Raw genomic sequence first — 12383 nt, 5'->3', positions numbered from 1 at the left:
GGGGTGGGGGGGGGGGGGGGGGGGGGGGGGGGGGGGGGGGGGGGGGGGGGGGGGGGCCCCGGCCCGGGCGCGCCCCCCCCCCCCCCCGCGACTGCCGGACGTGCTGTCCGACCGGCCGGATGACGACGGTGGCTTCATGTGCGGGCTCTTCGGGTCCGGTGTCCTGGACACTGTTGTGTGTACGCCACACTGTTTCGACGAGCCGGCACCGCCAACCGTTCGCACGTCATCTGTCCGGCTTCCGTGCGATGTGCCGGTCGTCCGGCCGAGGACAAGGAGTACCCCTGATGCCCCGCACCATGTCCGTGTCGGACAGCGTCCTGATCCGGGTGACGCCCTCGGCCGTGTACGAACGGATCAGCGATCCCACCGCGATGGGGCGCTGGAGTCCGGAGAACCAGGGAGCGAAGATCCTCGGGAAGCGCCGAGCAGCTCACGTCGGCATGGTTTTCGAAGGCCGCAACAAGCGCGGCTCCTTCCACTGGACGACCAGGTGCACGGTGACAGCCGCCGATCCGGGCGTACGGTTCGCCTTTCGCGTGCACGCGATCGGGATACGGCGCCCGCGGCTGCCGGGGGCCATCGCGCTGTGGGAATACCGCTTGGAGGCGGTCAACGGCGCCACACGTGTCACGGAGACCTGGACGGACAACCGGCGGGCCTGGCCCGACTTCCTCGCCAACGCCTTCGACCGGGTCGCGACGCGTGGGCGTACGTTCGCCGAGTTCCAACGCGGAAACATACGGACGACACTGGAACGCCTCAAGTCCGCGCTGGAGCAGGGCGACGCGGATGATGGCGGCCGTGTGGAGGACGGGCCGCCGCCCGGCTGAGGCAGAAGGCCAGGCGACGACGACGCCTCGTGAACGTACGTCGGAGTCACGATCCGCCGGGCGGGGCCTCCGTGGCCGCCCACCGGACAGCCACGGCCACCAGCACCGCTTCGTGGCCCGCTACCGGGGGCGGCCGTCACCTCTGCCACCCGCGTGCGGTACGAAGTGCGTGTGAACGAACAGATCCGGCCCGCGACCGTTCGCGTGTTCATTGCCCTCGCCCCGCCCGACCAAGCGAAGAAAGAGCTCGCCCAGGAACTGCTTCCCGCCTGCACCTCCCACCCTCACATGCGGTGGAACCGCATCGAGGACTGGCATATCACCCTGGCGTTCCTGGGGGAGCTTCCGACCACGACCGTTGCGCTCCTGCGCCCGCCGCTCGCCGGCCTCGCGGCGGCCCGCCGGCCGCCGCGTCTGGCGCTCCAAGGCAGCGGGCACTTCGACGAACGGGTGCTGTGGAGCGGTGTCGAGGGGGATCTCGATGAGCTGCACATGCTCGCCGCCGACGTGCGTGCCGCGGTCAGGAGCTGCGGTATCACCTTCGTGGAGCGGCCCCTGCGCCCCCATCTGACCTTGGCCCGTGCCCGCCGGGGTGACAGCTCCTCGGCAGGCGAGATCGCCGCGGGGCTCACCGGATTCACCGGCCGGCGGTGGTCTGCCGAACGTCTGCACCTGGTCGGCAGCAACCTCGGCCGCAGCAGCGGACCGATCCACTACCGCGACATCGAGGCGTGGGCTTTCGACAACGGGAGCCACACAGGGCCCTGAACGAACCAGCCGCGCCTCACGGTTCGTGCCACGGGTGTTCAGGCGGTGCCGGGACCGCTCGGCGACCAGTGCGGAGGCCGGGTCAGCGCATCCGGCAGCTTCGTGGCCGCGTTACCCTTCGCCGCGTTCAGCTGTGCCTGGGTGAGGAAGAGGGCCCCGGTGAGGTCGGCGTCGGACAGATCGGCGTCACGGAAATCGGCGCCGATGAGCTCCGCCCGGCGCAGGTCCGCTCCGCGCAGGTCGGCCGCGATGAGATACGCACCTCGGAGTTCGGCTCCGCGCAGGTCGGCGCCTCCGAGTCGGGCTCCGATGAGGTCGGCGCCCCGTTGACTGCGCTTCTTACGCCGGTGAACCGTGGCGCGTTCGAGCTCGCCGGCCCGCAGCAGGAGGGCTGCGGTCGTGTCCCTGTGCCCGGCCACATCCACTTCAGCGAGGTCTTCGGCGGGCAGATGCGTGAGGCGTTCTGTCGTGTCGAGGGCGTCACGGAGATCGGCGTGCAGGCGGGCGGCGGCAGGCAGGGTGAGGGCTTCCGTCAGGTACCAGAGCAGTTCGTGCAGCTGCCTCATGACCGGGAACACCTGGAACATCTGCTGGGCGGTGTCCGTGGCAGACCGCCAGTCCCGGCCTGCGTATGTTTCCTGGGAAACCTTCTGTCCCGCGCCGAAGCAGTCGTACACGGTGCAGCCGGAGAAACCCTCGGGACGCAGCCGGGTGTGTATGCCGCAACGGAAGTCTTCCGCCAGATTGGGACACGGCGTCCCCGCGTCCTTGTTGATCGCGAAATCAGCCGAAGCGGTCAGCGTGAGTGCGACACAACAGAGCCCGAAGCAGTTCGCGCAGTCGGCGCGCAGGGCGGCCCGCTCGATGACGGGTGGGGCGGTCGGGTCTTCGGCGGGCACGTGCCTCATTCCTCCTGTGTGTGCTGTCCGCCAAGTCTACGGGTGCGTTCGGAGCTGCGGACGGCACCTGTCAGTGGGCGGGCGCACACTTGGCCACAGACGGCACGGGTGTGGAGGGGGCGGACATGAGCACGTCGGAAGAGAGAGGTTTCGAGCCCGCGACCGGCGACGGCCCCGTGGTCCCCGAGGCCGCGGGCAGGCGTGCCGGGGAGGTGCGGAACGCCTTCGACGGCCTGCTCCAGATCCGGCGTCTGACCCGAGCGGCAATCGCGGATCCCGAGGGCGCGCCGGCCCAGTGGGAGCTGCACCAGCCGCTACGGGCTGTGGCGTTGGCGTTGGAGGCCGCCGGGATACCCCCTTCGGCGGTCGGCCCGTCGGGCGAGCGGACCGCCACGGGCTATCGCGTGTGTACGGGCGAGGTGCCCGGATCGGTGCGGGTCGAATGGGCCGGTCCGCCCGGCAGTGGAGCGGCACACGACGAGGAGGAGGCGCTGGCCGGATGTGCCGTGGTGTTGCGTCAGCTGGGCTGGACGGCCTTGCTGTACCGCGGGCCGCGCCGGCGGCGCTTTCTCGAGGTGGAAACACCGCCCACGGCCCGGCCCTGACGGCTTTTCGGCGGTGGCCGCGGACATTGTCAGACCCGTGAGAGATGCTTGACGGTCCGACACCTCTGACCGGGGAGATGCTGAGATGCACAAAGCCGAAATCGCAGCGGCCCAGGCGTACATCCGCTTGCTGGCCGCCACGCGCGCCGCGCTCGCCGATCCGGCCGGCGCCCCTCTGTACATGCCACTGCTCGCCTCCCCGATCGAGGAGGCCGACGAGGCCCTGCGAAGCGCGGGCCTCGCGGGGAACGAGGAAAGGCTCTTCGCTCTCGTACGGGAGCTTCAACCGAGCCTGACGGGTTCCGGGCGCTGACCGTCCCCGGGTCGCGGTGGGTGCCTCGCTTCTCAGACGCGGCGGCCGGCCGGGGATGTGGCCGGGCACTCCGCGGAGGCGCTCACCGCGGCCGAGGGACGGCTGCCGCACAGGAGTGACCGGGGGCGCCGGCCAGCTGTCACGAGTCGCCGACGGGCCCGTTCACCAGGAGTCGCAGGGCGGGCTGTCGCTCCTCGCCTCGTCGCAGGCAGAGCGCGGCCATGCTCCGGACGAGCTTCCGCGGCGGATCTTCTTCAGGGAGCCACCCTCACCGAGGCCGCCCGGAAGCACCAGGACACTTCCTCGACGGGTGAGCCTCAGGTCCCCCCGTCGTCGCGGAACCGCTCGCCCACATTGACCGGGAGTCGCACCTCAGCGCCGATGAATTGATTCAAATCACGAAGAAACCTGACTAGCTGCTTGACTAGCAGCGGTGCTCAAACCTAGCGTACGGTTCTGGATGAAACGATTCACATCCTCGATCCTGACCGGTCGCCGGATGACTCTGCTTACGAGGTGTTCATGTCTGATGTGTCGGCCGTCAAGGCAGCTCTGAAGTCTCAGGTCATCGAGACGCCCTCCTGGGGCTACGGCAACTCCGGGACGCGTTTCAAGGTCTTCGCCCAGCCCGGTGTCCCGCGCGACCCGTTCGAGAAGCTCGCCGACGCGGCGCAGGTGCACCGCTACACCGGAGTGGCCCCCAAGGTCTCGCTGCACATCCCGTGGGACCGGGTGGAGGACTACGCGGCGCTGAACCGGTACGCCGAGGGGCTCGGGCTGCGGATCGGCGCGATCAACTCCAATGTCTTCCAGGACGACGATTTCAAGCTGGGCTCGGTCACCCACCCGGACCCGAAGGTCCGCCGCAAGGCCACCGACCATCTGCTCGAGTGCGTCGACATCATGGACGCCACCGGCTCGCCCGACCTCAAGCTGTGGTTCTCCGACGGCACCAACTACCCGGGCCAGGACGACATCTCAGGCCGCCAGGACCGGCTGGCCGAGGCGCTCGCCGAGGTCTACGCGCGGCTCGGTGACGACCAGCGGATGCTGTTGGAGTACAAACTCTTCGAGCCCGCCTTCTACACCACCGACGTCCCGGACTGGGGCACCTCGTACGCCCACTGCCTCAAGCTCGGGCCGAAGGCGCAGGTCGTCGTCGACACCGGACATCACGCACCGGGCACCAACATCGAGTTCATCGTGGCCTTCCTTCTGCGCGAGGGAAAACTCGGGGCGTTCGACTTCAACTCCCGTTTCTACGCCGACGACGACCTGATGGCAGGCGCCGCCGACCCGTTCCAGCTGTTCCGGATCATGCACGAGGTCGCCAAGAACGGCGGCCTCGACGCCGAGACCAACGTCAACTTCATGCTCGACCAGTGCCACAACATCGAGGCCAAGATCCCTGCCGTCATCCGTTCGGTCACCAATGTCCAGGAAGCGACCGCGAAGGCTCTGCTGATCGACGCCGAGGCGCTGGCCGAGGCGCAGCGTTCCGGTGACGTCCTCGCTTCGAACGGAGTGCTGATGGACGCGTTCAACACGGACGTACGGCCGCTGCTCGCCGACGTACGTGAGGAACTCGGCCTGGAGCGCGATCCGTTCGCGGCCTACCTCGCATCCGGCAACCAGGAGCGCATCGCCGCAGACCGTGTGGGCGGAGAGCAGGCGGGCTGGGGCGCCTGAGCCCCGCTCCCCTCCCCTTCCTCCGTGCACCCAGGCCGCACCCGCCCGTCCCCCTCTTCTCGAAGGAACCTTCATGACGTCCGCGACGCACGCCGAAGTCGCCGCGCTTTTGGAGCGCGCCCACCGGATCGGCTCAGACCCCCGCAACACCAACTACGCCGGTGGCAACGCCTCGGCCAAGGCGACGGAGACCGACCCGGTCACCGGTGGCGAAGCCGCACTGCTCTGGGTCAAGGGTTCGGGAGGCGACCTCGGCACACTGACCGAGGCCGGTCTCGCCGTGCTCCGGCTGGACCGGGTGCGCGCGCTCAAGGATGTGTACCCGGGGGTGGAGCGCGAGGACGAGATGGTCCTGGCGTTCGACTACTGCCTGCACGGTAAGGGGGGCGCCGCCCCGTCGATCGACACCGCGATGCACGCGCTGGTCGAGGCCGAGCACGTCGACCATCTGCACCCGGACTCCGGGATCGCTCTGGCGTGCGCCGCCGACGGAGAGAAGCTGACCGCCGAGTGCTTCGGTGACAAGGTCGCCTGGGTGGGCTGGCGCCGGCCCGGTTTCCAGCTGGGCCTCGACATCGCGGCCGTCAAGGATGCCAATCCGCAGGCTGTCGGGGTGATCCTGGGCGGTCACGGCATCACGGCCTGGGGCGACACCTCCGAGGAGTGCGAACACAATGCGCTCTGGATGATCCGCACCGCCGAGAAGTTCCTCGAGGACCGCGGCAGGGCAGAGCCCTTCGGCCCCGTACTCCCGGGGCGGGGAGCCCTGGAAGAGGCGGCGCGCCGGGAGCGGGCCGCGGCCCTCGCCCCGGTGATCCGCGGGCTGGCGTCCAAGGACCGGCCGCAGGTCGGGCACTTCACCGACGCGGAGCCTGTGCTGGACTTCCTCTCACGCGCCGAACACCCCCGTCTCGCGGCCCTCGGCACTTCGTGCCCGGACCACTTCCTCCGTACGAAGGTCAGCCCGCTGGTCCTCGATCTGCCGGCCGACGCGCCGCTGGAGGAGGCGGTGGCCCGTCTCGAGACGCTCCACGAGGAGTACCGGGAGGCGTACCGGGCGTACTACGAGCGCCATGCGGCACCCGGTTCGCCGGCCATGCGCGGAGCCGACCCGGCGATCGTGCTGGTGCCCGGTGTCGGCATGTTCTCGTTCGGCAAGGACAAGCAGACCGCCCGGGTCGCCGGGGAGTTCTACCTCAACGCCATCAACGTGATGCGCGGCGCCGAGGCCGTCTCCACGTATGCGCCGATCGAGGAGTCGGAGAAGTTCCGCATCGAGTACTGGGAACTGGAGGAGGCCAAGCTCCGCCGGATGCCGAAGGCGAAGGCGCTGGCCACGCGGGTCGCGCTCGTCACAGGCGCCGGCTCAGGCATCGGCAAGGCCATCGCGCACCGGCTCGTCGCGGAGGGCGCGTGTGTCGTCGTCGCGGACCTGAACGCCGAGAACGCGGCGGCTGTCGCCGAGGAACTCGGCGGCCCGGACAAGGCCGTCGCGGTGACGGTGGATGTGACGTCCGAGGAGCAGATCGCCGATGCGTTCAAGGCCGCCGCACTCGCCTTCGGCGGTGTCGACCTGGTGGTGAACAACGCCGGGATCTCCATCTCCAAGCCTTTGCTGGAGACCACGGCCCAGGACTGGGACCTGCAGCACGACATCATGGCACGCGGTTCGTTCCTGGTGTCCCGGGAGGCGGCGCGGATGATGCGTGCCCAGAACCTCGGTGGCGACATCATCTACATCGCCTCCAAGAACGCCGTGTACGCGGGCCCGAACAACATCGCGTACTCGGCCACCAAGGCCGACCAGGCGCACCAGGTGCGTCTGCTGGCGGCCGAGCTCGGTGAGCACGGCATCCGGGTCAACGGGGTCAATCCGGACGGGGTGGTGCGGGGTTCCGGCATCTTCGCGGCCGGCTGGGGTGCCCAGCGCGCGGCGACCTACGGGATCGAGGAGGAGAAGCTGGGCGAGTTCTACGCCCAGCGCACGATTCTCAAGCGCGAGGTGCTGCCGGAGCATGTCGCCAACGCCGTCTTCGCGCTGACCGGCGGGGACCTCACCCACACCACCGGCCTCCACATTCCCGTCGACGCCGGTGTGGCGGCGGCCTTCCTGCGCTGACCATGAGCTGCTGCGCCGCGCCCCGGATGCCGTACCGCGCGCACCCGGGGCGTGGCTCCGCCCGGATCGGACGAAAGTTTCCATGTCTGCGACTTCACGACACGACCCGGTGTTCGCCGCGGTGGACCTGGGCGCCACCAGCGGCCGGGTGATCACCGGCCGGGTCGGCCCCGACGAGCTGGTGCTGACCGAGGTGCACCGCTTCGCCAACACGCCGGTCCGGCTCCCCGACGGGCTCCGCTGGGACGTACTCGCCCTGTATCAAGGCATGCTCGAAGGATTGCGCGCGGCGGCACGCAGCGGCCCCGTCACCTCGGTGGGCATCGACACCTGGGCTGTGGACTACGGTCTCCTGGACTCCGACGGCTCCCTCCTGGGTCTCCCCTTCCACTACCGCGACGGGCGCAACAGCGCCGCCGCCGAGCAGGTCCTGCGCCACTTCGACGCGCAGGAGCTGTACGACATCGGCGGACTGCAGCACCTGCCGTTCAACACGCTCTTCCAACTGGCCGCCCACCGTTCGACAGCTCAGTGGCAGGCTGCCCGGACGCTGCTGCTGATGCCCGACCTGCTGGTGTACTGGCTGACGGGCTCGGTCGGAGCGGAAGTGACCAACGCGTCGACGACCGGTCTGTTCGACGCGCGTACCGGCGGCTGGTCCGACGCGCTGATCGGACGACTGGGTCTGGAACGTTCGCTGTTTCCCGCGCTGCGCGATCCGGGCGAGCCGGCGGGCACCCTGCTTGCGCACGTCGCCGAGTTCACCGGCCTGCCGGCGGACACACCGGTGACGACCGTCGCCTCGCACGACACGGCATCGGCCGTGGCCGCGGTGCCCGCCACCGAACCGGGATGCGCGTATGTGTCGTGCGGTACCTGGTCGTTGGCCGGCCTCGAACTGGACGCACCCGTGCTGACGGAGGAGTCACGGGCGGCGAATTTCACCAATGAGCGCGGTGTGGACGGTACGGTGCGCTATCTCCGCAACATCATGGGGATGTGGCTGCTGGAGGAATGCCGTCGTACGTGGGAACACGGCGGTACATCGACGGGCCTGGCGGCGCTTCTCGCGGACGCGGCGCGTGCCCGGCCGTTCGCCGCCGTGATAGACCCGGATGATCCGGTGTTCCTGGCGCCGGGAGACATGCCGTCGCGGATCGACGCCGCTCTCGCCCGGACCGGGCAGGCGACGCCGGAAGGCCACGGCGGATATGTGCGGTGCGTGCTGGAGAGCCTGGCACTGGCCCATCGCAGAACACTGCGCGAGGCGGCCGATCTGGCGGGCCGTGAACTGACACGAATCCATCTGGTCGGCGGCGGTTCACGCAACGAGCTGCTGTGCCAGTGGACCGCCGACGCGACCGGCCTGCCGGTCACCGCGGGACCCGCCGAGGCCACCGCGCTCGGGAATGTGCTGCTCCAGGCCCGGTCGCACGGGCTGGTGGGCGGACTCGCGGACATGCGTCGGCTGGTCGCGCGCACCCAGGGACTCCACCATTACGCCCCGCAAGGGGACCCGCAGGCCTGGGACCGGGCGGCGGCCCGACTGACCGGCTGACCGGATGACCGGATGACCGGATGACCGCACGAGTGCGAGCGGTCCCTCCACCCCTTACGCCGACACGGGCGGCGGGTGTGGAGGGCCTCGGCCTCGGGCGGGGCGGTCAGAGCGAGGACAGGCCGAGTTCCCCGTCTCCTAGCGGCTCGAAGTGGCGGGCGACGTCGGCGGCGCTCACATCGCCGAGCGCCGCGGGGTTCCAACGTGGAGTGCGGTCCTTGTCAATGATCCGGGCGCGAACGCCCTCCACCAGGTCATGTCCTGCGAAGGCCCGGCAGGAGACACGGAACTCCTGGTCCAGGGCTGCTTCCGGACTGCTGAGCCGTGCACTGCGGCGTACGGCGGCCAGGGTGACCTTGAGCGCGGTGGGGGACGCGGTGAGGAGCGCATCGGCGGTCTCCTTGGCGGCGGGCAGTCCGCTGTTCAGCATCCGGTCGATGATCTCCTCGACGGTGTCGGCGGCGTAGCAGTCGTCGATCCATGGCCGGTGCGCCGCGAGTTCCCCTCCCGGGGCGTCGGTCGCGTAGCGCCGCACAGTGTCCTTCACCTCGGCGGGTGTCGCACATCCGGCGAGCGCGGTGGTGAGGCCGGCGAGGCGGTGCGACGGGACGAAGTGGTCTGCCAGTCCGCACAGCATGGCGTCGGCCGCGCCGACGGCCCCGCCGGTGAGTGCGAGGTGGGTGCCGAGCTCACCTGGTGCGGCGGCCAGCAGGTAGGTGCCCCCCACGTCGGGAACGAAGCCGATTCCGGTCTCGGGCATCGCGACGCGTGAACGCTCGGTGACGATGCGCACGTCACCGTGGGCGGACACGCCCACGCCGCCGCCCATCACGATGCCGTCCATGAGCGCCACGTACGGCTTGGGAAACCTGGCGATCCGGGCGTTGAGACGGTACTCGTCACGCCAGAAGTCCACGGAGGCGCGACGGCCCGCGCGGGCGTCCTCGTAGATCGACCTGATGTCACCGCCGGCGCAGAGGCCCCGCCCGCCGGCTCCGCCGATCACGACTGCGGTGACCGCACCATCGTCGGCGGCCAGGGTGAGCGCCTCGTCGATGCCACGCACCATGGAGTGGGTGAGCGCGTTCAGGGCCCTGGGGCGGTTGAGGGTGATGCGCAGGATGTGACCCTCGGTGTGCAGCAGGACGGGCTCGTCGTCGTTCATGTGTGCGCTCCGGTCAGCCGTGGACGATCTCTGCGTGCCATTCTGCGACGGCCCTCATGAAGGTCAGGCTCCGGGTCTCCCCGCAGTACCGCTGTGGCACTCCCGCATCGCGGGCTCGACAATTGAGACCTACGGGCAGCGACGTCCAGCAGCCCCGCCGGACGACCTCCGGAGCAGGCATGACCGACTCTTCACGTCGAGCAGACGACGAAGCGACACCGCGGCTCCGGTCCGACCGGCGTCACGCGGGTGAGACCGGGACCGCTGAACGCCTCGCGATGAACCGCACCGGCAGTTTCGAATGGGATCTGGACGCCCGGACCGTGGACATCGACGAAGCCGGGCTGATGGTCTTCGGTCTCGATCCCGCGACGTTCGACGCCTCACCGTCAGCGGTGGTCGAACGGCTGGACGCTGCGGATCGCGCACGTCTGGACGTCACCATCGACGAGGCGATCTACGGTGGCAGCAGCTCCTACAGCGTCCACTTCCAGGTTTCCCTCGAGGACGGGACCCGCCAGTGGACCCATGTCCAGGCGCGGATCCTACGGTCGGAGGACGGCCGGGCACACCGGGTCATCGGTGTGGTGCGGGACGCGACGGCCGAGGTCACCCATTCGGCCTTCGTCTTGGACCTGGAGAGGCGGCGCCGTCGCCAGACGAGCATCGTCGAGGCCACCACCGCCGCGATGTCACGTGCGGTGACGGTGGACGATGTCACCACCGCGCTCACCGGCCCGGGCGGCCTGGTCGGAATCGGTGCGGACGGGCTGGCGCTCGGGCTGGTGGAGAACTCCGCGCTCAAGTTCATCGCGCTGAGCGGTGACTCGGTGGAGGTTCTCGAAGGTCTGGGTTCCGGGCAGCTCGACGCGAGTCTGCCCCTCGGCGACACGATCCTCAGCGGACGGCCCCGGTTCATCAGCTCCCTCGGCTCACTGATCCGGCGCTATCCGGTTCTCGCACCGCACATCGGTGAGCTGGATTTCCAGGCAGTCGCCTATCTCCCGCTGATAGCTCAGGCCCGCCCGCTGGGCGGACTCGCGCTCTTCTACCGTGAACGCACGGTGTTCAATGCGGACGAGCGGATCCTGTGCCTGGGGCTGGCCGCGATCGTGGCCCAGTCGCTGCAGCGGGCGATCCTCTTCGACGAGGAACGTGAGTTCGCCACCGGGCTCCAGGCGGCCATGCTTCCGCGGCGGATCCAGGAGCCCGAGGGCGGAGAGATCGCGGTCCGCTACCACGCGGCGTGGAGCGGGCGCGAGGTCGGCGGCGACTGGTACGACGTGATCACACTGCCCAGGGGCCGTATCGGCGTCGTGGTGGGCGATGTGCAGGGCCACGACACACACGCCGCAGCGATCATGGGCCAGTTGCGTATCGCCTTGCGCGCCTACGCCGCCGAAGGGCACCCCCCGGCGACCGTGCTCGCGCGGGCTTCCCGCTTCCTCGCCGAGCTGGACACCGACCGGTTCGCCACGTGCACATACGCGCAGGTGGACCTCGCCACGGGGGCGGTGCGTGTGTCGCGCGCCGGACACTTCGGGCCTCTGATCAGGCACACCGACGGGCGGGTCGGAGTACCTCAGGTGCGCGGAGGCCTGCCGCTGGGAATCTCCACGGATTTCCGGGACGAGGAGTATCCGGAGACCCGACTCGATCTGGTGCCGGGCGAGACACTCGTCCTGTACACCGACGGGCTGGTGGAAGAGCCGGGTGCCGATGTCGACACCGGTGTCGCCGCGCTGATCCATGAGGTCAGCGACGGGCCCGACGGTGCCGAGGCGCTGGCCGACCATCTGTCGGACCGGCTGTGGGAGCGGTGGGGTTCGGGGGACGACGTGGCGTTGCTGGTTCTACGGCGCAGCCCGGATCTCGGGTCGCCGCGTGCTCCCCGGCTTCACCAGTACATCCATCAGGCGGACCCGCAGGGGCTCTCGGAGGCTCGGGCGATCGTGCGTCAGGCGCTGACTGACTGGGACCTCGCGGGCCTTGCGGATGACGCGGTGCTGGTCACCGGAGAGTTGCTGGTCAATGTGCTGCTCCATACGGAGGGCGGGGCGGTGCTGACACTGGAGGTGCTGCCGGAGCCCGTTCGGCGCGTCAGGCTGTCGGTCCAGGACCGCTCGAGTGTCTGGCCACGACGCCGCACCCCCGGCGAGACGTCGACCTCCGGTCGTGGCCTTCTGCTTCTCGACGCGGTCGCTGCACGCTGGGGCGTCGAACCCCGGGGTGAGGGCAAAGCCGTCTGGTGCGAGATCGGCCGCACTTCCTGAACCTGTGGGCCGGGCTACGAGCTACCAGGAACGCGGCGGGGGGGGGGGCCCCCCCCGGGGGGGGGGGGCCCCCCCCCCCCCCCCCGGGGGGGGCCCCCCCCCCGGGGGCCCCCCCCCCCCCCCCCCGGCCGGCCCCCCCGGCGGGGGGGGGGGCCGCCCCC

General features: G+C 70.1%; 10 protein-coding genes. 8 read left to right on the top strand and 2 right to left on the bottom strand.

Going from position 1 to position 12383, the window contains the following annotated elements:
• The first annotated feature begins 287 nt into the window (after window positions 1–287).
• Window positions 288–833 (top strand): SRPBCC family protein, encoded by a 546-nt coding sequence (locus ACFYSH_RS32445; RefSeq protein ID WP_359476561.1) that lies wholly within the window; start codon window positions 288–290, stop codon window positions 831–833.
• A gap of 171 nt (window positions 834–1004) precedes the next feature.
• Window positions 1005–1601 (top strand): RNA 2',3'-cyclic phosphodiesterase, encoded by a 597-nt coding sequence (thpR, locus tag ACFYSH_RS32440; protein WP_359476564.1) that lies wholly within the window; start codon window positions 1005–1007, stop codon window positions 1599–1601.
• 38 nt (window positions 1602–1639) lie between these two features.
• Here thpR and ACFYSH_RS32435 read toward each other — a convergent pair whose 3' ends face one another.
• The gene (locus ACFYSH_RS32435; RefSeq protein ID WP_388757231.1) at window positions 1640–2509 is read right to left on the bottom strand and encodes a pentapeptide repeat-containing protein; all 870 of its coding nucleotides are present in this window, start codon (window positions 2507–2509) and stop codon (window positions 1640–1642) included.
• 116 nt (window positions 2510–2625) lie between these two features.
• Between ACFYSH_RS32435 and ACFYSH_RS32430 the strand changes: the two genes are divergently transcribed.
• From ACFYSH_RS32430 to ACFYSH_RS32410, 5 genes are all read left to right on the top strand, one after another.
• Window positions 2626–3105, top strand: coding sequence for a hypothetical protein (locus ACFYSH_RS32430; RefSeq protein WP_359476570.1), 480 nt, complete (start codon window positions 2626–2628; stop codon window positions 3103–3105).
• 85 nt (window positions 3106–3190) lie between these two features.
• Entirely contained in the window at window positions 3191–3418 is a 228-nt protein-coding gene (locus ACFYSH_RS32425; protein WP_359476573.1) for a hypothetical protein, read from the top strand.
• Window positions 3419–3940: 522 nt separating this feature from the next.
• Complete coding sequence (rhaI, locus tag ACFYSH_RS32420) at window positions 3941–5107, top strand: L-rhamnose isomerase (RefSeq protein ID WP_359476575.1); 1167 nt, start codon at window positions 3941–3943, stop codon at window positions 5105–5107.
• A 73-nt stretch (window positions 5108–5180) separates the two neighbouring features.
• Window positions 5181–7226 (top strand): bifunctional aldolase/short-chain dehydrogenase, encoded by a 2046-nt coding sequence (locus ACFYSH_RS32415; RefSeq protein ID WP_359476578.1) that lies wholly within the window; start codon window positions 5181–5183, stop codon window positions 7224–7226.
• 82 nt (window positions 7227–7308) lie between these two features.
• On the top strand, window positions 7309–8784 hold the full coding sequence (locus tag ACFYSH_RS32410; protein ID WP_359476581.1) for a rhamnulokinase family protein: 1476 nt from the start codon (window positions 7309–7311) through the stop codon (window positions 8782–8784).
• A gap of 106 nt (window positions 8785–8890) precedes the next feature.
• Here ACFYSH_RS32410 and ACFYSH_RS32405 read toward each other — a convergent pair whose 3' ends face one another.
• Window positions 8891–9949, bottom strand: a complete 1059-nt coding sequence (locus ACFYSH_RS32405; RefSeq protein ID WP_388757224.1) for an enoyl-CoA hydratase/isomerase family protein — start codon at window positions 9947–9949, stop codon at window positions 8891–8893.
• Window positions 9950–10128: 179 nt separating this feature from the next.
• Between ACFYSH_RS32405 and ACFYSH_RS32400 the strand changes: the two genes are divergently transcribed.
• Window positions 10129–12222, top strand: a complete 2094-nt coding sequence (locus ACFYSH_RS32400; protein ID WP_359476587.1) for a SpoIIE family protein phosphatase — start codon at window positions 10129–10131, stop codon at window positions 12220–12222.
• Window positions 12223–12383: the final 161 nt, after the last annotated feature.

Origin of the sequence: Streptomyces sp. NPDC005791, from assembly GCF_042871485.1 — a bacterium.
Taxonomy (GTDB): domain Bacteria; phylum Actinomycetota; class Actinomycetes; order Streptomycetales; family Streptomycetaceae; genus Streptomyces.
Note: the sequence above shows the minus strand (reverse complement) of the source record. Positions and strands in the feature narration are given on the sequence as shown.

Excerpts from the sequence above, each read along its gene's own strand:
- ACFYSH_RS32445 (WP_359476561.1), top strand. The coding sequence starts at position 288 with ATGCCCCGCACCATGTCCGTGTCGGACAGCGTCCTGATCCGGGTGACG.
- ACFYSH_RS32435 (WP_388757231.1), bottom strand. The coding sequence starts at position 2,509 with ATGAGGCACGTGCCCGCCGAAGACCCGACCGCCCCACCCGTCATCGAG.
- ACFYSH_RS32430 (WP_359476570.1), top strand. The coding sequence starts at position 2,626 with ATGAGCACGTCGGAAGAGAGAGGTTTCGAGCCCGCGACCGGCGACGGC.
- ACFYSH_RS32425 (WP_359476573.1), top strand. The coding sequence starts at position 3,191 with ATGCACAAAGCCGAAATCGCAGCGGCCCAGGCGTACATCCGCTTGCTG.
- rhaI (WP_359476575.1), top strand. The coding sequence starts at position 3,941 with ATGTCTGATGTGTCGGCCGTCAAGGCAGCTCTGAAGTCTCAGGTCATC.
- ACFYSH_RS32415 (WP_359476578.1), top strand. The coding sequence starts at position 5,181 with ATGACGTCCGCGACGCACGCCGAAGTCGCCGCGCTTTTGGAGCGCGCC.
- ACFYSH_RS32410 (WP_359476581.1), top strand. The coding sequence starts at position 7,309 with ATGTCTGCGACTTCACGACACGACCCGGTGTTCGCCGCGGTGGACCTG.
- ACFYSH_RS32405 (WP_388757224.1), bottom strand. The coding sequence starts at position 9,949 with ATGAACGACGACGAGCCCGTCCTGCTGCACACCGAGGGTCACATCCTG.
- ACFYSH_RS32400 (WP_359476587.1), top strand. The coding sequence starts at position 10,129 with ATGACCGACTCTTCACGTCGAGCAGACGACGAAGCGACACCGCGGCTC.